Genomic DNA, 21,900 nt, shown 5'->3' on the forward strand with positions numbered 1-21,900 from the left:
CTCCAGAGGAGTAAATTTATTTGATGAGAGAATGATAGAACAAACCATTAAATAGGTGAAACGGTTTGTTTTTATAAAATTAATCGGTTTTACAAATCAAATGATTAAATTTCTTTCTAAATCATAAGAATATGCTGATGTGAATGCAGTCAATATTGGGCCATTATCGAGAAATTCAAGTTAATTAGTGGAAAAATAAACGAATTCATCGCGCATTAAGCGAGAGAATGCTAGAGTCAATGCTATTGTATTGAGAACATTTTAGGGAAATGGCATGCAGGTTAAACGAGGAATTTATCAGCATTATAAAGGTCAGTTGTATCAAGTCTTTCATGTTGCAACACACAGTGAAACGCGTGAAAAAGTTGTGGTCTATCAGTGCTTGTATGACGACTATTCCATGTGGGTCAGACCCTTAGAGATGTTTATGGAAACCGTCGAAATTGATGGTAAAGTAATACCACGTTTTAAACTGATCCAAGAACCCCACTAAGCAGATATTTAGTACTTTAATCTTTAAATATGAAAGAAATAACAAAAGGACAGAATCATGAGCATGGATGCAAATTTTAAAAACTATATGCAACAACTCTATGCAGACTTTAGTGCTCACGATGCTGCGCAAAATAACCGACTTGCGCGTTACCGAAATATTGAGCCTGAGTCTGCACTGTTTTTGGCTATGCAAATTCGCTTAAAACAAGCCAAACAGATCTTGGAAATTGGAACATCTACAGGCTATTCCACGCTGTGGTTGGCAGATACTGCCCAGTCTACACAAGGGCGAGTCGAAACCATTGAAATTGATGCAGCGCGTATCGAACAAGCTAAACAGCATGCGGAAAATTTAGCTTTATCCGAATACATTGAATTTCATCATGGCGATGCGCTGCATTTTTTACAGCAGTTAAATCAGCGTTATGACTTCATTTTATTGGATGCAGAACGTGATGCGTATATCGCGTATTGGCCATATTTAGCTGAATTGATACAAGTTCAAAGTGGCGTGTTAATCGTGGACAATGTGCTATCACATACCAATGAGGTCGCTGAATTTATCCAACGTGTTGAAGCGGATGACCGTTTTATCAGTACGATATTAAATGTGGGCGCAGGGCTCTTTATGGTGACTTGGCGCAACTAGAAATCAGGGCATTCAGCCCTGATTTGATTGAAAATATTTTTTAATTAATAAAAATACTGTTGCTATAGCACCAAGCTCGTAGCGGTTTAACCCTGTAAGCTTACGCGTGAAAAATGTAGATCATATTCTAAGTATTTGTGGACAAATGCCGTTTTATCACTACATCGAAGTAAATTATCATAAATAAAAGGTGAAACTGGATAAAAGAGATCCCCAGAACCATTCGCATAAAATATTTTTAAGTAACGTGAAGAAGAACTGTATTTCCAAGAAGTTACAACAGTTGTTGTCATAAGCCACCCCCTTATTGCGTTGTTATAGTCATACTGCAGTTAAAGGTTTATCTCATTTGAAATTAAGATAAATTCGGGGCATGGAGTATTGCAGAATTGTTAAAAAATAATGTTTTATCTCACATTTTTTTCATTTCTTTATCAACTAATTTGATAAAAATAATGCCAGTTCAGAGAAATGCCATAAGCGTCATTCTCACTTGTTGGTGTCGGGGGAGTTAAAAACTACGGCATTGTTCTGATTTATTGCCTTTGACTTGGTTGTTACTGCCATTAATTGAAAAAGCATTTTCAAGACAAATCAAATTACCTGCGATTTCATTATTATTTAGAACAATATTGCCGTTATTTTTCTTTAATTTCAGGTCGCCTGAAATTTGGTTATTGAGGAGTTGGATGTTTTTCCCTGTCGTAAAATCGACATTGCCACTGATATTGTTATGATTGGCAATGATCTTGGTAAAATTTTTATTCGATTCAATATTGCCTTTGATATGGTTGTCATGCAGTTCAACACTTGCGCCATTTTCTAAAATAACATTGCCATGAAGAATTAAACCTTCAAGCTGACAATTTTTTTTGACTTTAATATCTTCACGAATACTTTGGTTTTTAATTTCACCTTCGCAGTTCACGGCAGCAAAAGTTGTAAACGAACATAAAATTAAAATGATCGAGACGAAATATTTTTTCATGGGCTTACATCTTCCTGAAATAAGCAATTGACCTAAAATTCATGTTAAAAATACTGAAATACTGGCAAAGATGTAAGCCTAGACACTCGGGTTTGCGGCGCATTTTTATTATATTTGTGTAAGCTCTAACTTGATGAATATCTACAGATATGTGGAATGTGCTTGAGCGTTAAAGTTGTAGGAATAAAGTGTGAACTGCGTAGGGTATATAGAGGTACATACTCTCCAATAATAGGCATAAAAAACCACGCTAAAAGCGTGGTTTTTGAATCAGTTCAATCTAATACAGATTAGATTTTACCAACTAGGTCGATTGAAGGAGCAAGAGTTGCGTCGCCTTCTTTCCATTTAGCTGGGCAAACTTCGCCTGGGTGAGCGTGTACGTATTGAGCTGCTTTAACTTTACGAAGAAGTTCTTGAGCATCACGACCGATACCACCTGCGTTGATTTCAACGATTTGGATTTTACCTTCTGGATCGATAACGAAAGTACCACGATCAGCAAGACCGTCAGCTTCGATTAATACGTCAAAGTTTTTAGCAAGAGTCCAGTTCGCATCACCAACCATTACGTATTGGATTTTTTTGATTTCTTCTGAAGAATCGTGCCAAGCTTTGTGAGTGAAATGAGTGTCAGTAGAAACTGAGTAGATTTCAACACCTAGTTTTTGGAATTCTGCATAGTTGTCAGCAAGGTCACCAAGTTCAGTTGGGCAAACGAAAGTGAAGTCAGCTGGGTAGAAGAATACAACAGACCATTTACCTTTAAGATCAGCTTCAGTTACTTCGATGAATTGACCATTTTGGAATGCTTGTGCTTTAAACGGTTTAACTTCAGTATTAATTAAGCTCATCATTGTCTCCATGATTGAGGTTTGTTTTTGATTTCCAATAGGGTACAGAAATTTTTCTTATTGCTGAAATAGTATTTTTACATAACTAATATCGGAAAATCCGAATTAGTACACTCCAGAACTATTTCAGCAATAACGATTATTTATCATTATTTCATTCGATATAAGCCATATCAATGCCATATAAAGTTGAAAGTAAAATGACAAAATCATCTTTTCAAAGTCTGTAACCAACATGATGCTTGTGGCATAAGATTTCAAGGGTGATCTCTAAAAAAGTTATAAAAAATATTTCAAATTATAGAATTTGTTCATATAAGATGGCATGAACATAAAATGACTCCAGATTTGATCAGGTGCTTAGTCAATTTTTTCGTATCATTGCCATTCTCAGTCTTGCACTTGCATCACTATGTATTCTTAAAGTTGAAGACACAGGTACAAATTTATGTATCTATGAATACTTGCAACCTCAAAAAGCGACCTATTTTAATGAACTATTAGGAACTTCATCAGATGATCCTACGCTATTGAGTAGCATGGGAATCGTTGGAATCTTCTTTTTTTTCCCACTGTTGCTATCATTTAGACGTGCTTGGTATGTGGTTATATTATGGCTATATGCGATTTTTCAATTCATCATCATTTTAATGATAGAAACTGCTTCAATTTCAAAAATTATCTATGACAGTATTGTTTATTGTCATAATGGTTGGTTGTTCACATGGGTGATCGGGCAGAGCATATTTATTGTTTTTAGTTTCGTTTACATTTTCTATGGCACTGAAACTAATGTATAAAGCTTTCAAATGGATTGGCTTGAGTTGCCTATTCTAGTCAGCATGTGGCTTTATTATTCTGTACTGGATGAATCAAGAATGTGCTTTCATTTCAAGGTGCTAGCCCGAATCAAATTAATTATTATGCTGAAATGAATGGTTCTTCATCGGATGAACCTCTTTTATTTATTTTTATTGGGTAGATTTGCATTTTATTTTCAATTTTTTTGTGCTTAGCAAAATCTGTTCATCATTTCTTGATCATCACTTTCACTTTATTGATGTTTTTAATTGTGCCATTGAGTATATTCTATACAGTGTCATTTTATCAGCCATTACATGGCAGTATTGAAGCATGTGGCAATTATTGGCTATTGGCCGCAATTTTAGTTTTTTATCATTTTATTCTGTTCGGCTTTACCTATTGGTTTCAGGCACGCAAAAAATAGATTCATCTTTCACTATTTTTACATACAGCGTAAAATATTCGGTTCTATTTTAATTATTAGGATAATGCATCTGTGCCAAGTCAGTTAAATGTCGATCAATTGGTCATGGTTCGTGATCGCCATCGCTTAAGTCGGCTGAAAAAAGGCAAAGAAGCCAATCCTGAAAAATTTCAAGATTTGTTTGAAAAGTCGAATGCGAAAGTGCGCGAACGGATTGCCCGCATTCCCAATATTAAATTAAATCAAGACTTACCTGTTACGCAGTATGCGGACAAACTAATTGAAGCGATTCAAAAGCATCAAGTGATTATTGTGGCAGGTGAAACGGGTTCGGGTAAAACCACCCAGTTGCCTCAAATTGCCATGCTTGCAGGTCGTGGTTTAACAGGTTTGATTGGTCATACTCAACCCCGTCGACTAGCAGCGCGTAGTGTTTCGCAACGTATTGCAGAAGAAGTGGGCGAAAAGCTGGGGGAGTCGATCTCCTTTAAAGTTCGTTTCAATGAACAAGGTTCGCAAGATTCGATTGTTCGTTTAATGACCGACGGTATTTTATTGGCTGAACTGGCCAATGACCGATTCTTAAATAAATATGACACGATTATTATCGATGAAGCGCATGAACGTTCGCTGAATATCGACTTCATCATGGGCTATCTCAAACAGCTCTTGCCACGCCGTAAAGATCTCAAAGTCATTATTACTTCCGCGACATTAGACGTAAATCGCTTCTCGAATTACTTTAATGGGGCCCCCATTTTTGAAGTCGAAGGTCGAAGCTTTCCGGTAGAACTCCGTTATCGTCCGATTTCAGAGCTGAGTATTGTTGGCAGTGATGACGATGAGTTTGATGATTTTGAAGAAAATCTACCGCGTGCCGTTGTTTCGGCAGTAGAAGAATGTTTTCAAGATGCACAGGAAAAAGGTCATCCTGAACATGCCGACATTTTGATTTTTGCCAGCACTGAACAAGAAATACGTGAGTTACAGGAAACACTGCAAAAGTTTGGGCCAAAACATACCGAAGTTTTACCTTTATATGCTCGATTGGCTTTGGCAGAACAGCAAAAGATCTTTAATCCATCAGGCGGTGGGCGACGGATTATTATTGCCACCAACGTGGCAGAAACTGCCTTAACTGTGCCAAATATTCGCTATGTAATTGATAGTGGCTTTGCACGTATATCCCGTTATAACTATCGCTCACGTGTACAGCGTCTACCAATTGAGGCTGTATCACAGGCGGCAGCAAATCAGCGTAAAGGTCGTTGTGGTCGTATTGCACCGGGTGTGTGTATTCGACTGTATTCAGAAGAAGACTTTATGAGTCGTCCTGAATTTACCGAACCGGAGATTAAACGAACCAACTTGGCCTCGGTTATTTTGCAAATGCAAAGTTTGGGCTTTGGTGAATTAGAAGACTTCGATTTTATTGAGCCGCCAGATCATCGTTTGGTGAATGATGGTCGTAAGCTGTTAATTGAATTAGGTGCTTTAAAAGAAAAATCGGCGTATGCACCGCAAGTTGCTTCGGAAAACCAAGCAAAACAAGGCACAAAACATGCGAATAATAAAAATGGTGCTTTAACCAAAATTGGTCAGCAAATGGCGAAAATGCCGATCGACCCACGTCTTGCACGGATGATTTTGGGTGGAGCGCATTTTGGCGTATTAAATGAAGTCTTGATTATTGTCGCTGCTTTAGCGGTACAAGATCCACGTGAACGTCCTGCGGATAAACAAATGCAGGCCGATCAGAAACATGCTTTGTTCCGTGAAGCTGACTCAGATTTCTTGTTTTATATCAAGTTGTGGGAAGCTTTGGTTGCTAACCGTGACATGAGTGAAAATAAGCGTCGTACATTTGCACGCAATCATTTCCTCAGTTGGTTACGTCTTCGTGAGTGGAAAAAAACCCATGAGCAATTGGTGGATTTAGCTCAGGGCTTGAAACTCTCTTTTAATGAAAAGAAGGCCAATTACGAAAATTTGCACCGTGCGCTTTTAACAGGGTTGCTTTCATTTATTGCCAATAAAACAGATGAACGCAATGTATTCATGGCGGTGCGTCAGCAAAAGGCACGCATTTTCCCTGCATCAACTTTGCATAAAACCAATACACCTTGGGTCATAGCTTTTGAGATGGTGGAAACCTCTCAGGTATATCTTCGTACATTGGCGAAAATTGAACCTGAATGGATTTTATTGGCTGCAGGCGATTTATTGAAGCATCATTATTTTGAACCTCATTGGTCCAAAAAATCTGGTGTAGTCAATGCCTATGATCAAATTTCTTTATTTGGTTTGATTATTGAGCCACGTCGTCAGATTAATTATGAAAAAGTGGATCATCCGGCGGCGCATGAAATTTTCCTACGCGATGCGTTGACGACGGGACATTTGGGTATTACGCCGCCGTTCTTAAAACACAATTTATTAAAACTCGAAGAAGTTGAGCGTGTTGAAGATAAACTGCGTCGTCGTGATTTAGTAGTGGATGAAGAAACCATCTACCAATTTTATGCTGCAAAAGTGCCTGAAGAGGTGGCAAGTCGTCGTAGTTTTGAAGACTGGCGTGCAACTGTAGAACCGAAAAATCCACGGTATTTATTTATCGATGATGATGCGCTTTGGATGAATGACCGTCCAACGACCCAGCAATTTCCAGACTACCTACGAAATGGTGAACTGCGTTTGGCTGCAAGTTATCGTTTTGACCCAAGTCATGATGAAGATGGTGCAACGGTCAAAATTCCAGTTCAAGCTTTGCCGCAAGTGGATGAAAATATTTGGTCATGGGGCATACCCGGTTGGCGACAAGACCTGATTGAAGCCTTGCTTAAAGCCCTGCCTAAGGATAAACGCCGTCACTTGGTGCCAATACCTGATACGGCTCGTAAATTGATGGATCGTGTCGATGCCATGCATTTGCGCGAGCATATTTTTAGTTTCTTGGCATACCAACTGCGCGGTGAGCAAATCACAGACAAAGACTTTTCTTGGGAACGCGTTGAGCAATATCTGCTGCCTTTAATCAAAGTCATTGATGAAAAAGGCCGTGTGATTGAGCAAGGTCGTGATCTAGATGAACTCAAAGCACGCTGTCGTACGGAAACTCATAGCCCAGTCAAACAGTTAAAAGGTGAGTTTAAAACCTTCCCTGATAATTTTGTGTTCGAAGCATCACAAAAAGTCACGGGTGTGGTGGTGAAACAATATCAAGCGCTTGTTCCAGTCAAAGGCTTTGCAGAGTTGGATGCCAAAGACGAATCTGGCGTGGTGATTCAGACCTTCAATGACCAATTTGAAGCAGTCAAACAACACCGCGAAGGGATCATTCGTTTGGTTCATATGCAATTGGGTGACTTAGTTCGTCAGTTGAAAAAACAGATTTCTAAACCCTTGGCATTGGCTTATTCACCGCTAGGTGACAAAGCCAAACTAGAGCAAATGTTAGTTTATGCCACACTTCAGCTTGCAATAAATGAGCTACCTGTCAATGTGCAGGAGTACCAAAACCTGATTTTAAATGTAAAGAAATCTTTCTTAACCCATGGGCAACAAGCATTAGCCGTCTTAACCGAAACCTATATTCAATGGCAGGATATACGTCGGAAATTGTTGGTTTTAGATGATTCTGTGTTTGGAAAGAACATTGATGACATTGAAGATCAACTCGATTTGATGCAACTTTCAGATTTTGTTTATGGCAAAACTTCCGATGTGTGGCTCGAATTTCCAAGATATTTGAAGGCATTAGTCTTGCGTTTAGACCGCTTGCCAAATAACCTACAAAGGGACAATTCTGCCATTGATCAAGTTGACCCATGGATGGAAAAATTATTTAAGTTTAAAAATGACACTCGCCTTAAAGAATTGTATTTCATGGTTGAGGAGTTACGCATCTCTATTTTCTCTCAACCAATGAAGACCAAGATGCCAATTTCTCCATCCCGCTTGCAAAAAGTATGGGATAAGCTCGGAATCAGTTAAGATATAGGTATTTTCTAAAAGGAGTTTTACATGGGCATCCGCATTACGGGTACAGGTCTTTATCATCCAGAAGACGTAATTACTAACGAAGAGTTAGTTGAAGCTTTAAATGCTTATGTGGAACAGTACAACAGTGATAATGCTGAAAAAATTGAAGCCGGTGAGCTAGAAGCGCGCCGTGGTTCAAGTGCAGAATTTATCGAAAAAGCATCTGGCGTGAAAGCACGTTATGTTGCTGAAAAAAGCGGTATTTTAGATCCAAAACGTTTACGTCCAGTATTGCATGAACGTTCAAATGATGAATTGTCTATTCAAGCGGAATGGGGCGTAGCTGCTGCTAAACAAGCGATGGAAAATGCAGGCGTGACTGCAGAAGACATCGATGTAGTGATTTTGTCTTGTTCAAATATTCAACGTGCATATCCAGCCGTTTCAATTGAAATTCAAACTGCGTTGGGTATTCAGGGTTATGCCTATGACATGAACGTTGCATGTTCAGCTGCAACTTTTGGTATCAAGCAAGCCTATGACGCGATCAAATCAGGCGCTCGTCGAGTGTTATTGGTAAACGTTGAGATCACATCTGGTCACACAGATTTCCGTATGCGTGACTGTCACTTCATCTTTGGTGACGTTGCAACGGCTTCGATCATTGAAGAAACTGAAACCAAAGCTGGTTTTGAAGTGTTGGATATTGACCTGTTTACTCAGTTCTCAAACAACATTCGTAACAACTTCGGTTACTTAAATATGAGTGAAGTCGATGCTGACATCGACAACAACCGTTTCCGTCAAGACGGTCGTAAAGTATTTAAAGAAGTGTGTCCATTAGTGGCGAAAATGATCACTAAGCAATTGGATGACAATAAAATTGCGGCAACAGATGTAAAACGCTTCTGGTTACACCAAGCAAATGCCAGCATGAATGAATTGATTCTGAAACTGGTTGTGGGTAAAGAACATGCTCAGCCAGACCTTGTTCCAATCATTCTTGATGAATTTGCCAATACTTCATCAGCAGGTGTCATTATTGCATTGCACCGTACTGCGAATGAAGTAAACCATGGCGAATATGGCGTACTTTGCTCATTTGGTGCAGGCTACTCAGTAGGTTCTGTACTTGTTCAAAAACATGATGCTGCCTAAGGTCAGCACATTTGCAGGTTGAACATGATGCAAAATGGATAAAGCGTTTAAGCGCTTTATCCCGCATGTATTTCACGCCGACCTTTTTTGGCGCTGAATATATTGATGCATCAAAACCTGCAATGTATGTAGGGAATCACACAATTTACGGTGTACTCGATTCACCGGTGATTATTGATTATCTCTACAATCAACATAAAGTGGCTGTGGTCAGTATTGCTGATCATAGCCATTTTTATTTGCCTGGTTGGCGTGGCATGGTCAAAAAGTTCGGTGCAGTCCAAGGTATTCAGGACTATGTCAGAACAGTGATGCAACAAGGTTATTCCATTTTAGTTTTTCCCGGTGGTGGTCGAGAGGTTTTGAAACGCAAAGGCGAAGCCTATCAACTGATTTGGAAGCAACGTTATGGCTTTTTAAAACTGGCGCAAGAATTTAATTATGACATCGTGCCTTTTGCCGCTTTAGGTGGGGATGAAGTCTTTGAGCTGGGCTTTGATGCCAGTGTGATCGTTGAACATCGTTGGTTTAAACAACTATTAAAAATACAAAAACTCGATAAATTATTACGCCATGGTGATGTGATTCCGTCTTTACCCAAACGGATTATCCCCAAGCGCATTCCGTTCTATTTTCAATTTTTACCCCGTCAAAGTTTAAGTCATATTCAGAGTGTGGAGGATTTAAAGCGTTATCGAGAGGCTCTACAACAAGATATTTACACTGCGATAGAACAGCTCAAAAGAATCCGTGCAGAACAACATTCTACAAATCAATAATAGTAACTACTCTTCAACTTCATCCATTTTTATTCGTCACAGCTCAAAATTGTAGAGAAATGAGTCACAACAATAGCTTTTAGATTTTTTTATTGAACGCCTTTGTATTGACCTTTTGTGCAGCTATTTGGCTGATTAATGGCAGTAGTCGGAGCATTAAACTTTGACTATAGTGAAGGTTGAAAAATAATCAACGATCGTTAGGGCGGAAGATGGAAAAGAAAAGCTTGACCCCGCAGCTTGAGCATATTGCTCGGCAACTTATTCGAATATCTCCAAGTTTAAAGCAGTTGTATCAAGAGCAAATGGATCTTGCTACAGCACTCAATTCACAAAATATCTTTAAAATTGAACAAGAGCAGCACCGCATTCAACTGTGTAATGGACTGTGGACCTTACAGCTACAAAGTCGTGAATCGATTGGCTATCAGTTTCCTAGAAGTCCATTTAGACCCATCAAAATTGTTGAATTGCATTTGACCGTGCCATGTATTGAAGTAGTAGAAGATTTCTTATTTCATGAATTGTATTTTTTTACTGGCGACCTAAAGCCGCAACATTCACTCTTGCTCAGAGAAAAAGCACAGCAATTTAGACAATTGATCTTACAGTCGGTTTTTCTACATCTAAATGGGCCAGCGCGTGTTCAGCAGTTTTTAGCACAGATGACAGCAGTTGAAGCGCAAATTTTTGATCAGTTGATGCAAGAGCAGCAGATTTATCAGACACCGCTATTACAAACGTATATCGAATGCCAAATCTGTCTACCACATTGGTTGATGCAAAAGATTGAGCAGATGTTCGCACTCAACTCACTTACAGAAGCTGAAATATTGCCGATACAGCTCTTGATGGATAGTTTGGACGAGATTTGTTTTGCTACAGCACAATTTTTAGATCCAACGATTTACCGGATCATGAGTTTGAGTTATGAAGATCGGTTCAATTTACAAGAATTAAATGAACATATAGAAGATATTATTTTGTTGCTCGACCATGCATATGAGCGCCCCAATTTGCTGGGTTTTATTCGTTTGATGCATCGGGATGTTTGGGCAGAGCAGGACATATTAAGCCATAGCAATTTTGTGCAAGCCACAGCTATTTGGCAAAAAAAATGTGGAAAACTCCCTTTACTCGATAACAATCGTGCAGTGCGATGGATGTTCAAGCAGTCAGCCGAAGTATTGGATTGGCTGAGTCGTAATTTTCAACACAGTAATGTACGAGTGACTGTGACGGCATTAAGTTTTGTCGATACACAGCAAATGCATCCCACATTGATTCTTGCGACCTTACAACATTTTCAATTTGTTGCAGCGCGCTTATTTATTCAAAATTGCCATACGATTGCGCATGAACATGATTGGTTTAATCATGAAAAAAATCTGCAGTTTGTTTTACAGCGAAAATATCTGCAGCATGATGACCATCGTGTAGTGATCAGCCCATCGATTTTGTATTTAGATGAGTGGTTGATCTTAATGCGACAGGTGTTAGGCGCGGAGGATCAGGCCATAAAAAAAGTCTATCTACCTTTGAGCCGTATTATGCAGGCCTATCTACAACATTTAGTACGTTGTACGCAGCATTTACCGCAGGCTTTGATGGATTATATCCGTCCAGAAACCCAAGAAAATCGCCAGTTTTTAAGTATGTTACGACAGCATAAAATTCAACTGCAGGATTTTCGAAATTTATTTTATTTAAAGCATGCTAATTTAAGAGTATCTGTATTTGATGCCTATGTGCGTGATTATGTCAGTGCGACTTATTCTACAGGTCATACAGTCCCTAAAAATATTACCTGGAATGGAGTCTTTCATCAGGCGGTACATTGGCATGCCAAGCAACAAAAGCAGGAAGTGTTAACTCAATTAAAGCGTCAATTTGCGACAACGGTTTGGCAGCCATTTACAACAAAAGACAAAATCTATTTTCAAGAGTGGGTCTTTGAAGAGTTAAAAACCATCGATCGAATTATTGATGAATCTATTCAATTGAAACATTGTTTGGCATTAAGTTATAGCGCCAGTATCATTGCAAGAGTATATGTAGCTTTTCATATGTACCATCCCATTTTGCATGTATCGATGACTTTGGGCTGTCATGTGCAAAACCACATTTTGGTTTTTGATCAACTTGAGTATTCAAATAATACCCAAGCAGAAATAGAAAAAGTAAATATCGCCAAAGAATTTTTAAATAGGTTCAATAGCTTAAAGTAAGATTGGCGAAATACGGATTTAGTAAACTGTGTTGTGCGCTTAACTTTTGAGTCAAAAATCGTTAGGCTATAGCCGTTCTTTTACGGTATAGGTCTTATGAAACAAGAAACTGCACTCAAGCTGCTCAAAGCAGGCGAAAATGTGTTTTTAACAGGTTCGGCTGGTGCAGGTAAAACTTATACTTTAAATCAGTACATCAATTATCTAAAAGCGCGCAAAGTGCCGGTGGCAATTACGGCTTCTACAGGGATTGCTGCAACCCATATGAATGGCATGACAATTCATACATGGGCAGGGATTGGGATTAAAGATGCGATTTCCGAAGATGAGTTAAAGCGCTTAAAAGAACGTAAATATTTAAAAGAGCATTTGGAAAATGCCCAAGTTTTAATCATCGATGAAATTTCGATGTTGCATGCCAAGCAATTAAACTTGGTGAATAAAGTTTTAAAATTTTTTAAAGACAGTGAAGATGCTTTTGGGGGGATTCAAGTCATTGTTGCAGGTGACTTCTTCCAGTTACCCCCTGTGGGACGCAAAGGTGAATTAAACCGTGACAAGTTTTGCTTTATGTCTGAGGCATGGGTAGAAGCGAAGTTTCGCGTGTGTTATTTGACCGAACAACATCGTCAGGGTAATGACTATCTCAATGATATTCTAAATGCGATTCGTGCTCAGCAAATTACTGGCGATCATTTGCATGCTTTAAGGCAGACAAGTTCACAAAATATAGGTGAAACCTTTACGCGCTTGTATACCCATAATATGGATGTAGATAGTATTAACTATAAACATCTAAATGAAATTGAGCAAGAATCTCGCCAGTTTGAAGCCCAATGTGATGGTAATGATAAACTGATCGAAACCTTAAAATCTTCAGTGCGTGCGCCGGAAACTTTGACCTTAAAGAAAAATGCCAAAGTGATGTTTGTAAAAAACAACTTTGACGTGGGCTATATCAATGGCAGCCTCGGTGAAGTGATAGGTTTTGAAGAAGATGATGAATATGGCATCTTGCCTAAAGTAAAACTCACTGATGGCACGACCTTGGTGGTAGAACCTGAAACATGGTCTGTCGATAATGATGATGGTAAAACCATTGCCAGTTTCCAACAAATTCCACTGCGTTTGGCCTGGGCGATCACCATTCATAAATCTCAAGGGATGACCCTTGCAGCGGCTGAAATTAACTTGACGCATACTTTTGAAAAGGGTCAGGGGTATGTGGCATTGTCTCGTTTAAAAACATTAGATGGTCTGCGTTTACTTGGCTTTAATGAACAATCCTTAGAACTCGACAGTTTGGCGATTAAAGCCGATCGACGCTTTCAGGAACTCTCTGACGAAGCGGAAACCAATTTTGCAGAGGCCGATTTAACCGTACAACATAAAGCTTTTATTCGTCACTGTGGCGGAACACTGAATGAAGTGGAAATTGAGCGCAATGAAAAGAAAATTGCCAAAACTGGTGCGAAACAAAGCTTTGCCACAGCGACTTTAGATCAAACTCGTGAATTGTTTGAAGAAGGTTATGAAATTCAAGATATTGCAGTGGAGCGTGGTTTAACACCAGCTACGATTATTAACCATTTGGCTCGTCTGCAAAAAGAGCAAGGTTTAGATATCTCGGTGGCACATCCGGGAGAAGACGTGGTTGAGCAGGTGCGTAAAATCTATAAACGTTTGGCGAAACGACAAGACCCAGCACATTATAATGATGACGGCACGGTTAAGCTGCGTCCAATTGTGGAGTTGACCAGTCCACGCATGGGTTATGACCAAGTTCGTTTGGCTTTATTATTTGTGGAATAACACATTCTTTGGATTACATACATTTAAAGCCAGATTGATCAATCTGGCTTTTTTAATAAGGGGCATCGTGTTTATTTTCATCCTTTGCATCTGCTTAAAAACGATGAATTGGTGATTAAAGTTCCAAATAAAACTTTAAATGAATAAAACTTAATAAAATAATGATAAGATGAGTATAATTCATTAATGCTTTGCGAAAACTATTCGATTGCAAAGTTGCTCCCAAGTTTAGTTGAGAACAATCATGTTGGAATTACGCCATCTCAAAACCTTATTGGCACTCAGAGAACACGGTTCTTTGGTCGCTGCATCTAATGATCTGTGTTTAACGCCTTCTGCACTTTCACACCAGTTGAAAGAGCTTGATCATTGGTATGGGGTAGAGGTGGTGAACCGACGCACACGTCCTGTGACTTTTTCGAATGTTGGGCAACGTTTACTACGCCTTGCCGATGACATTTTACCGCAAGTTCAAATTGCGCAATCGGACATTACACGGATTGTGCATGGTCAAACCGGCCGAATTATTTTTTCTTCAGAATGTCATAGTTGCTTTGACTGGCTGATGCCGTTATTGAATGTCTACCGTCAGCAATACCCTGATGTAGATTTGGACTTTGCTTCTGGCTTTGAAGCCAATCCGCATGAACTATTACAAACGGGCGAGTTTGATCTTCTGATTACGGCAGATCCGATTAATTTAAAAGGTGTGGAATATTTCCCAATCTTTGAATATGAGTCTCGTTTGGTATTGTCAAATACACATCCATTGGTTCGTGCGACAAATGTGACTGTTCAAGAATTAGCAGAAGAAACGCTGATTACCTATCCGGTTGATAAACATCGTTTAGATATCATGGCGAAATTATTTTTACCGGCCAATATTCAGCCTAAACACGTCCGTACGACAGATTTGACCCAGATGCTGATTCAGTTGGTTGCAAGTGGTCGTGGTATTGCGGCATTACCAGATTGGGTGGTAAATGAATATGAACAAAAAGGTTGGGTGACCTCTCGACGTTTAGATTGTGTTTCACCTGAAGGTTTAAGACGGACCTTGTACGCAGGCTATCGTACCGAAGAGGCTGAAAAAAGCTATTTTGAAGGCTTCCTAAAACAGTTGGCGAAATTCTCACAAAAGCGCAATCAATATTATTCCAACTAAGGAGGATCTATGACACAGAGTCTTTTTGTATACGGGACATGACGTCTAGGTCAGCCCAATGATCACGTGATGGACCGCATTGGTGGCGAGTGGAAGAAAGGTGTGGTGTGGGGTGAATTAGAACATAAAGGCTGGGGTGCGGCGATGGGCAGTCCGGGCATTCGTTTATCGAAGGCAGGTCATGCGATTGAAGGCTATGTTTTTTTCTCTGAAAACTTAGCAGCTCATTGGGAGGCTTTAGATGAATTTGAAGGGGCTGAATATCAACGTGTGGCTGTCGATGTGCAATTGGAAGGTGGAGAATGGGTGCAGAGTGAAATTTACGCATTGAAATAATATCCAGGGGGAGAGTCGGAAAATACGTGGGTCATCCAAACATCATGACTTTCCCCAACCTTCGATATGTGTATCGATGATTCCACTTGCTCTGTTGTTTCCTTGAGTGCATTTTCTTTTAAAGCGCAGTATCTCAATGAGTTGTATCTAAAGTGCATGAATGCACAGAAATCACTTTAAGATCGCTATACAAGTGAATGAATAATTTCTAGAATTGAGCTGTATCTCACACTGAACCCTGTTTGAACTCAATCATGCCAAATACTATAGAACCCTCACCAACTCAACTCATGTCTGTGATTCAAACTCAGACAGCTATTGCTAAATTGGGTTTAGATCTAAATGCAGTGATGACCGTGGTCGCAGAACAGGCGCAGCAGATTACACATGCTAAAGGTGCAGTTGTAGAGTTGGCTGAAGATGGTGATATGGTCTATCGTGCAGTGTCTGGTGGGGCGAGTCATTTATTGGGTTTAAGACTTCATATTGAAAACAGCTTATCAGGTCTATGTATAGCGCAAAAACAAACACTGTATTGCCAAGATTCGGAAACAGATGCGCGGGTAGATCGCGTGGCATGTCGACGTGTCGGGTTGCGTTCGATGGCTGTGGTGCCATTGATTCATTGTGATGAAGGTGTCGGTGTTTTAAAGATTTACTCTGACCAAGTCGATGCCTTTCAGGAAGCCGATTTACATATATTAAGTTTGATGTCTGAGTTGATCGCTGCGGCGATGTACCATGCGACACGTTTCGGTGCGACAGAGTTATATAAATTGGCGACTCAAGATAGCTTAACCGGCTTAGCCAATCGGGCTTTGTTTGTCGACTTTTTACGCCAAGGGATAGAAAAAGCACGTGCGCAGAAAAAAGTGTTGGGTATCTTGATGATTGATATGGATGGTCTGAAGCCGATTAATGATCAGTTTGGACATCGCATTGGGGATGCTGCACTGAAAGAAATCGCGCAGCGCATTTTGCGTGAAACGCGTCAAGATGACTTGGTCGCACGCTTGGGTGGAGATGAATTTGCTGTGATCTTAACCAATATTGCCAACTTAGAACGTGCGCAAACGGCGATGAATCGAATCGCAGAAAGTTGCGGACTGCCGTTTGTATTTGAGCAAATGAGCTTGAAAATTGGTGCCAGTATAGGCATGGCTTTATTTCCAGAAGATGCTCAATCTATTGATCAATTGGTCGAAATGGCAGATTTGAAAATGTACGCCAATAAGCGTGAACGGAAACAAATCAATCCTGAATAACTCACTGCCTAAATATCTCACTGCTTAAATAATTCACTCATAGTTATGCAGGTAAATTCGTTCACTACCTTCATATTATCTAAAGTATCGCAAAACGTTTTGATGAAAACTTGTCCTGTCTCAAACAATTGCAGATGACATGACTAAGTATCATTGTTTAATTTAAATCAAAGTGCGCTTAGCATGTGACGGTGCAAGATGATTAAATAATTGAAAAATCATCTAAGGTCATTTGTTTTTTGACTCAAAATAATATTTTGAATTGTTAAGCTGTGCACTATTGCATGGCGAAAAGAGCATGACAATTCAATGAAAGGGATGTCAAAAGATTTATTCATTATTGCGGCAGGTTTTATTGCTGCAATGCATATCGGGAAATTACCGCCCGCGATACCTGTATTACAGCAGCAACTTGGTATTAGCTTTATTCAGTCTGGTTTATTGCTTTCATTGGTACAGGGCGCAGGAATGTGCTTTGCATTGTTGATTGGCAGTTATATCCAAAAAATTGGATTTAAACTGTGTATCTTATTGGGCTTAAGTCTATTGACGATGGCAAGTGCATGGGGGAGTTTTGCACAAAGCTTTGATGCCTTGTTGCTTCTGCGTGTCATAGAAGGCTTTGGCTTCTTATTGGTGACACTCACAGGGCCTGCATTTATCCGTCAGCTTGTACCGCTACAACACATCAGCGCAAAGATGGGGCTGTGGAGTGCTTATATGGGCGGAGGTATGGGCATAGCCTTATTGGTGGCGCCATTTCTAATTGCTCAATATGGTTGGAGTGTGGTTTGGCTCAGTTTCGCTATGATCACTGCGGCATTACTACTCTGTATCGCCATGTTTATTCCTCAGCCTAATGTGGCGCTGAATACAACACCTATTATTGGTCTCATTCGAGATACTCTTAAACATCCAGCAGCATGGCTTTTGGCGCTCATTTTTGGGACATATGCAGGGCAGTGGTTTGCATTGGTGGGCTTCTTACCGATGATTTATGCCCAAAACCAAATTTCAGCAGAACTGGCGGGTGCTTTAACAGCCAGTGTTGCCGTTGCGAATGCTGTGGGCACATGGGGGTGTGGACTGCTATTACAGCGTGGTTTTCAAGCTAAAACTTTAGTCCAACTGGGTTTTGCAGTTTTGATCATTTGCTCCTTAGGGTTTTATCTCTTTAAAGATGCGTTACCGTTTTTACTGCAATATTTAACGGTGTTCAGTTTTTCGCTTTTTGGAGGCTTAGTTGCTGCGACGGTTTTTGCGCAAGCACTACATTTTGCACCTTATCCTGCGGCAATCAGTACGACGGTCGGCATGATTTTACAATGCTCTGCCATATCACAATTTGTTCTGCCACCTGTGATTGCCACTGTGGTTTCACAAACTGGAGCGTGGTTTTGGGCGGGTATATTGATGTCAGCATTATCATTCGTTGGAATCATGCTTAGTCGACGTTTATTTCAAATGCAGCATGGCTCAAATTAAAATTTTGTTAAACCGCTATGTCAGCAACGGCCTTATTGTTTAATCCCAATCAGTAGCGACAAGATGCCTGCTGCAATGAGTGGGCCGACAGGTACACCACGCAGCATGGCAACACCTGCGACTGTCCCAATTAATAGTCCGGCAACTACATCTGGCTGATTGGACATCAGTTTGACACCACGTCCGCCTAGCCATGCTACAAAGATGCCAATGGCGATTGCGACGAGGGATTTCCAACTTAAAAAGGATTTTAAAATCGAATCACCAGGAATTTTTCCGCTAGCGATCGGCGTGAGTACGCCAATGGTTAAAATAATAATGCCAATGTTTAAGCCATATTGTTGCAGATAGGGGAAAAATTCACTTAAAGGCGTGATGCGGAAAACAATCAAGACACCTGCTGCTATGGTGATCGCTGTATTGTGGCTAAAGATGCCACAAGCCAATAACACCAATAACACGATCAGATTTAAATCCAGCTGAGACATAGGATATTCGTGAGAAACTTCAATAAATAATCAATAGTGTAGCGCAGAAACATTAAAAACTGGCGTTCAAGATCATTTCTGCTATTTTTCCTGCAAGTTGGCTCGTTGTTCAGTATAAAATAGCAATATATGGTGTTTATTAGGTTGTTCTATGTTTTTGGATAAAATGCTGCAATCACAAGGTTTTGGTTCGCGCAAATATTGCCAACAGTTGATTAAAAATGGTGCGGTCGAAATACACGGTGAGATTGTAGATAATCCAAAGCAAAAACTGGACTTGAATGATTTAACTTACAGTGTGCATGGACAGGACTATACCTATCGTGAGCATGTTTACATTGCGTTAAATAAACCCCAAGGTTATGAATGTTCGCATCAGGCAACCCATCATTTTAGTGTTTTTGAATTATTTGATGATGTGCTGTTAAATCGTGGTTTGCAATGCGTCGGGCGACTGGATCAAAACACCACTGGACTGTTGCTGCTCACGGATGATGGTCAATATCTACAAGCGCTGACACACCCTAAAAAGCATGTTGCCAAAGTATATTCAATGCATACAGCAGATCCTGTGACGCCTGAGCAAATACAACAATTAGAACAAGGCGTGGAGCTGCGAAACGAAAAAGGCATCTTTGCTGCAACCGACGTACAGCTATTAGCTTCACATCAATTGCAAATAACTGTTCATCAAGGGGTATATCATCAAGTGAAGCGGATGTTGGCGGCTGTCGGCAATAAAGTTGAAACTTTACATCGTGCTCAAATAGGACAATTAAAGCTTGAAGATCTCGCTGAGGGTGAGTGGATCTATTTGAATGCAGCGCAAATTGAACAATCGAAATTTCGTGAAAATTTTAATCCACAGTAATAGGTACAGGGCTTTGATAGGTCATCATTTGAAGGATGAATGTGCGGTATTAAAGCCCATAAATATGTCTGCTAATTATTTAAAGATGCGTTTCTAATATGCGTTGATGATGTTTTTAATGCCTAGCAGAGCATTAGCGAATAAAGTAATGATAGGTTTGAAATTCATCATCTTTAATGAAGCCCATCGATTCATAGAGCTGATGCGAGTGATAGTTATTTTTTTGAGTTTCGAGGCTGATTCGAAGCGCACCTTCATGTTGTGCAAAGAGAACTGCGGTATCGATCAATTGTTTGGCTGAACCCTGACGACGATATACAGGGCTGACATAGACATCATCTAAAATATAGTAGGTTGAACAAGCCACAGATGAAAAGCCTAAATACAGTAAGATAAACCCAGTAATCACATCATCTTTTAGACAAATAAAAATTACGCTTTCATTATTTTCAAAACGTTGTCTTAGAAATTTATATGAGATATCAAGATTAGAAGAGGTGCCATAAAATTGGCGATATTCATCAAATAAAACAGCAAGTGGATGAAGGTCTGCTTCTGTTGCGCGTCGAACGATCATTTTTTCTATACTCCATGCTATTTTTATCAGTCTTGCATGAAGCATATCGAAATTTCGAAATTGGTTGATTTATAAATTGTTTATAAATGCGACAGTGTTAAGTTTTGTCACCTTCACCCAAAATTGCATTGAGTTCTTCAAACAAGTCGAGATGATCATCATCTAATAATGGATCATTATTTAAAATTTCTAATTCAGCAGGGCTAATTTCAATGGTTGAAATAGCTTGGGCTTCTTGTTGTTTTAATTTGCGTAACTTAATCAATTGTTCAATATTGATATTTTGGTTTTCAATAGAGAAGGGGATCGATTTGGTTAAAACAACTTGTTTAAAGAATAGACGTACAGCCTGTGCAGGTGTAATGCCTAATTGTTTAAAAACGGCAAAGGCCTGTTTCTTTTCCTGTGAATCGAGACGGATTTGGTAGACTTCAGTTTTTCTCATATTCTTAGAAAGCTTTTAAATACTTAACTTTTCGCATTTATTCTAATCAAAACTGTTATAAATTCAAGAAAGTTTGGCAGTATTTTATCAATTTAATGTAATGACAATAGATTTACAGTGTCAATTCATAGGCAGAACTGAATTGAAAAGCCTGCTCTGTCACAGGATCGATAAACTCAAGCTGTTTCGCAAGTAGTTGTAAAGGTTGGCTGAAATCGTCATCTGCCTTATGTTGTACTACTGGATAAAAGGGGTCATTTTGAATTGGAATGCCCAAAGCATTTAAATGTACACGAAGTTGGTGTTGCTTGCCGGTATGGGGATTTAATTCATACTTTGCATGGTTTCCATGCTGCTGGAGGAGCTTAATGTATGTTTCACTATTAGGCTCACCATCTACCAGTTGCATGGTATAAAATGGCTGACCTTTTTCCATACGATAGCGAGTTGTGATTGGGAAATTTAAGTCATCTCGATAAGCTGCAATGGCATGATAGGTTTTTTGAACTTGCCGCTTGGCAAACATCTGTTGATATAGCCCACGGCTTTCGACACATTTGGAGAAGAGCACCACGCCGGCAGTTTCACGATCTAAACGATGAATCGGTGTCAGGTGTTCAAGCTGCGTTTGTTTTTTGAGTCGAACCAACAAGGTTTCTTGTACATACTGACCGGTCGGACTCATGGTGAGAAAATGCGGTTTATCGACCACGATGAAATGATCATTTTCAAATAAAATCTGATGCTCAAAGGGAACATGGATTTCATGCGCTAAGAATCGATAATAATAAACATGACGATTTGCTTCAAAAGGACTGTCTATCGTTAAAGCGTCACCATCTGCAGCATAGACTAGACCATCCTTAAATCGTTGTTGCCACTCCACTGCTTGGATATGAGGAAATTGCTCACACAAATATGCATAGACCGTTGTGGCTTGTGTGTGTTGACCGTCAAGGAAGACTTTGCTGGCACTGACACCATTGATCATCGGGGGAGTAAATTCAAAACTATGCATGAAGAAAGATCTAAAAACTGAGCAAATAAAGCAGAGAACACATCATGAAAAATGCTCAATCTATAGTGTGAACATATC

The 21,900-nt window shown here is 39.6% G+C and carries 20 protein-coding genes; 13 read left to right on the top strand and 7 right to left on the bottom strand.

What is annotated here, in order from left to right; genetic code table 11:
* Positions 1 to 274: 274 nt before the first annotated feature.
* Both FTU13_RS09440 and FTU13_RS09445 read left to right on the top strand, forming a co-directional pair.
* A complete protein-coding gene (locus FTU13_RS09440; protein ID WP_180127758.1) occupies positions 275 to 493 on the top strand; it encodes a DUF1653 domain-containing protein in 219 nt (72 codons plus the stop codon).
* Between the two features lie 57 nt (positions 494 to 550).
* A complete protein-coding gene (locus FTU13_RS09445) occupies positions 551 to 1,144 on the top strand; it encodes an O-methyltransferase (protein WP_180127760.1) in 594 nt (197 codons plus the stop codon).
* A gap of 86 nt (positions 1,145 to 1,230) precedes the next feature.
* On the opposite strand, the gene FTU13_RS09450 is transcribed toward FTU13_RS09445, so the two are convergent.
* The 3 genes from FTU13_RS09450 to ahpC form a co-directional block, all read right to left on the bottom strand.
* Positions 1,231 to 1,437, bottom strand: coding sequence for a KTSC domain-containing protein (locus tag FTU13_RS09450; RefSeq protein ID WP_078189026.1), 207 nt, complete (start codon positions 1,435 to 1,437; stop codon positions 1,231 to 1,233).
* A gap of 218 nt (positions 1,438 to 1,655) precedes the next feature.
* The gene (locus tag FTU13_RS09455) at positions 1,656 to 2,132 is read right to left on the bottom strand and encodes a hypothetical protein (RefSeq protein ID WP_180102882.1); all 477 of its coding nucleotides are present in this window, start codon (positions 2,130 to 2,132) and stop codon (positions 1,656 to 1,658) included.
* Between the two features lie 290 nt (positions 2,133 to 2,422).
* Positions 2,423 to 2,986 (bottom strand): alkyl hydroperoxide reductase subunit C, encoded by a 564-nt coding sequence (gene ahpC, locus FTU13_RS09460; RefSeq protein ID WP_078193727.1) that lies wholly within the window; start codon positions 2,984 to 2,986, stop codon positions 2,423 to 2,425.
* A gap of 356 nt (positions 2,987 to 3,342) precedes the next feature.
* Here ahpC and FTU13_RS09465 point away from each other — a divergent pair, with 356 nt between their 5' ends.
* The 10 genes from FTU13_RS09465 (at position 3,343) to FTU13_RS09510 (ending at position 18,423) form a co-directional block, all read left to right on the top strand.
* Positions 3,343 to 3,786 carry a hypothetical protein gene (locus FTU13_RS09465; protein WP_180127762.1) on the top strand — a complete coding sequence of 148 codons (444 nt, stop codon included), beginning with the start codon at positions 3,343 to 3,345 and terminating at the stop codon, positions 3,784 to 3,786.
* A 533-nt stretch (positions 3,787 to 4,319) separates the two neighbouring features.
* Entirely contained in the window at positions 4,320 to 8,207 is a 3,888-nt protein-coding gene (gene hrpA / locus FTU13_RS09470; protein ID WP_218955136.1) for an ATP-dependent RNA helicase HrpA, read from the top strand.
* 30 nt (positions 8,208 to 8,237) lie between these two features.
* Positions 8,238 to 9,353, top strand: coding sequence for a beta-ketoacyl-ACP synthase III (locus FTU13_RS09475; RefSeq protein WP_111885081.1), 1,116 nt, complete (start codon positions 8,238 to 8,240; stop codon positions 9,351 to 9,353).
* Positions 9,354 to 9,364: 11 nt separating this feature from the next.
* Positions 9,365 to 10,132 carry a 1-acyl-sn-glycerol-3-phosphate acyltransferase gene (locus FTU13_RS09480; protein ID WP_180127766.1) on the top strand — a complete coding sequence of 256 codons (768 nt, stop codon included), beginning with the start codon at positions 9,365 to 9,367 and terminating at the stop codon, positions 10,130 to 10,132.
* A 212-nt stretch (positions 10,133 to 10,344) separates the two neighbouring features.
* Positions 10,345 to 12,360: a hypothetical protein gene (locus FTU13_RS09485; RefSeq protein WP_180161107.1), complete on the top strand. Its 2,016-nt coding sequence runs from the start codon at positions 10,345 to 10,347 to the stop codon at positions 12,358 to 12,360.
* Positions 12,361 to 12,456: 96 nt separating this feature from the next.
* Positions 12,457 to 14,172: an AAA family ATPase gene (locus tag FTU13_RS09490; protein ID WP_180127770.1), complete on the top strand. Its 1,716-nt coding sequence runs from the start codon at positions 12,457 to 12,459 to the stop codon at positions 14,170 to 14,172.
* 244 nt (positions 14,173 to 14,416) lie between these two features.
* Complete coding sequence (locus FTU13_RS09495) at positions 14,417 to 15,337, top strand: LysR family transcriptional regulator (protein ID WP_078189020.1); 921 nt, start codon at positions 14,417 to 14,419, stop codon at positions 15,335 to 15,337.
* Between the two features lie 69 nt (positions 15,338 to 15,406).
* Positions 15,407 to 15,673: a gamma-glutamylcyclotransferase family protein gene (locus FTU13_RS09500; RefSeq protein WP_257226742.1), complete on the top strand. Its 267-nt coding sequence runs from the start codon at positions 15,407 to 15,409 to the stop codon at positions 15,671 to 15,673.
* A gap of 254 nt (positions 15,674 to 15,927) precedes the next feature.
* Positions 15,928 to 16,938: a sensor domain-containing diguanylate cyclase gene (locus FTU13_RS09505; protein WP_180127772.1), complete on the top strand. Its 1,011-nt coding sequence runs from the start codon at positions 15,928 to 15,930 to the stop codon at positions 16,936 to 16,938.
* A 318-nt stretch (positions 16,939 to 17,256) separates the two neighbouring features.
* A complete protein-coding gene (locus tag FTU13_RS09510; protein ID WP_257226741.1) occupies positions 17,257 to 18,423 on the top strand; it encodes a CynX/NimT family MFS transporter in 1,167 nt (388 codons plus the stop codon).
* 32 nt (positions 18,424 to 18,455) lie between these two features.
* Here the strand turns inward: FTU13_RS09510 and FTU13_RS09515 are convergent, their stop codons facing one another.
* The gene (locus tag FTU13_RS09515) at positions 18,456 to 18,911 is read right to left on the bottom strand and encodes a DUF441 domain-containing protein (RefSeq protein ID WP_111885075.1); all 456 of its coding nucleotides are present in this window, start codon (positions 18,909 to 18,911) and stop codon (positions 18,456 to 18,458) included.
* 151 nt (positions 18,912 to 19,062) lie between these two features.
* Between FTU13_RS09515 and FTU13_RS09520 the strand changes: the two genes are divergently transcribed.
* Positions 19,063 to 19,782 carry a pseudouridine synthase gene (locus FTU13_RS09520; RefSeq protein WP_180127776.1) on the top strand — a complete coding sequence of 240 codons (720 nt, stop codon included), beginning with the start codon at positions 19,063 to 19,065 and terminating at the stop codon, positions 19,780 to 19,782.
* A gap of 133 nt (positions 19,783 to 19,915) precedes the next feature.
* Here FTU13_RS09520 and FTU13_RS09525 read toward each other — a convergent pair whose 3' ends face one another.
* From FTU13_RS09525 to FTU13_RS09535, 3 genes are all read right to left on the bottom strand, one after another.
* Positions 19,916 to 20,359 carry a GNAT family N-acetyltransferase gene (locus FTU13_RS09525; RefSeq protein WP_168378877.1) on the bottom strand — a complete coding sequence of 148 codons (444 nt, stop codon included), beginning with the start codon at positions 20,357 to 20,359 and terminating at the stop codon, positions 19,916 to 19,918.
* A gap of 97 nt (positions 20,360 to 20,456) precedes the next feature.
* Complete coding sequence (locus tag FTU13_RS09530; RefSeq protein WP_078193683.1) at positions 20,457 to 20,804, bottom strand: type II toxin-antitoxin system RelB/DinJ family antitoxin; 348 nt, start codon at positions 20,802 to 20,804, stop codon at positions 20,457 to 20,459.
* Positions 20,805 to 20,916: 112 nt separating this feature from the next.
* Positions 20,917 to 21,822, bottom strand: coding sequence for a pseudouridine synthase (locus FTU13_RS09535; RefSeq protein ID WP_180127778.1), 906 nt, complete (start codon positions 21,820 to 21,822; stop codon positions 20,917 to 20,919).
* Between the last annotated feature and the right edge of the window lie 78 nt (positions 21,823 to 21,900).

Source organism: Acinetobacter sp. YH12064 (assembly GCF_013419735.1).
Lineage (GTDB): Bacteria > Pseudomonadota > Gammaproteobacteria > Pseudomonadales > Moraxellaceae > Acinetobacter > Acinetobacter amyesii.

Bases quoted from the DNA above. Each gene is read 5' to 3' on its own strand.
- FTU13_RS09495 (WP_078189020.1), top strand. From the start codon at position 14,417: ATGTTGGAATTACGCCATCTCAAAACCTTATTGGCACTCAGAGAACAC.
- FTU13_RS09510 (WP_257226741.1), top strand. From the start codon at position 17,257: ATGTCAAAAGATTTATTCATTATTGCGGCAGGTTTTATTGCTGCAATG.
- FTU13_RS09535 (WP_180127778.1), bottom strand. From the start codon at position 21,822: ATGCATAGTTTTGAATTTACTCCCCCGATGATCAATGGTGTCAGTGCC.
- FTU13_RS09500 (WP_257226742.1), top strand. From the start codon at position 15,407: ATGGACCGCATTGGTGGCGAGTGGAAGAAAGGTGTGGTGTGGGGTGAA.
- FTU13_RS09520 (WP_180127776.1), top strand. From the start codon at position 19,063: ATGTTTTTGGATAAAATGCTGCAATCACAAGGTTTTGGTTCGCGCAAA.
- FTU13_RS09490 (WP_180127770.1), top strand. From the start codon at position 12,457: ATGAAACAAGAAACTGCACTCAAGCTGCTCAAAGCAGGCGAAAATGTG.
- FTU13_RS09485 (WP_180161107.1), top strand. From the start codon at position 10,345: ATGGAAAAGAAAAGCTTGACCCCGCAGCTTGAGCATATTGCTCGGCAA.
- FTU13_RS09440 (WP_180127758.1), top strand. From the start codon at position 275: ATGCAGGTTAAACGAGGAATTTATCAGCATTATAAAGGTCAGTTGTAT.
- ahpC (WP_078193727.1), bottom strand. From the start codon at position 2,986: ATGAGCTTAATTAATACTGAAGTTAAACCGTTTAAAGCACAAGCATTC.
- FTU13_RS09455 (WP_180102882.1), bottom strand. From the start codon at position 2,132: ATGAAAAAATATTTCGTCTCGATCATTTTAATTTTATGTTCGTTTACA.
- FTU13_RS09445 (WP_180127760.1), top strand. From the start codon at position 551: ATGAGCATGGATGCAAATTTTAAAAACTATATGCAACAACTCTATGCA.
- FTU13_RS09450 (WP_078189026.1), bottom strand. From the start codon at position 1,437: ATGACAACAACTGTTGTAACTTCTTGGAAATACAGTTCTTCTTCACGT.
- FTU13_RS09505 (WP_180127772.1), top strand. From the start codon at position 15,928: ATGCCAAATACTATAGAACCCTCACCAACTCAACTCATGTCTGTGATT.
- FTU13_RS09475 (WP_111885081.1), top strand. From the start codon at position 8,238: ATGGGCATCCGCATTACGGGTACAGGTCTTTATCATCCAGAAGACGTA.
- hrpA (WP_218955136.1), top strand. From the start codon at position 4,320: ATGGTTCGTGATCGCCATCGCTTAAGTCGGCTGAAAAAAGGCAAAGAA.
- FTU13_RS09515 (WP_111885075.1), bottom strand. From the start codon at position 18,911: ATGTCTCAGCTGGATTTAAATCTGATCGTGTTATTGGTGTTATTGGCT.
- FTU13_RS09525 (WP_168378877.1), bottom strand. From the start codon at position 20,359: ATGATCGTTCGACGCGCAACAGAAGCAGACCTTCATCCACTTGCTGTT.
- FTU13_RS09530 (WP_078193683.1), bottom strand. From the start codon at position 20,804: ATGAGAAAAACTGAAGTCTACCAAATCCGTCTCGATTCACAGGAAAAG.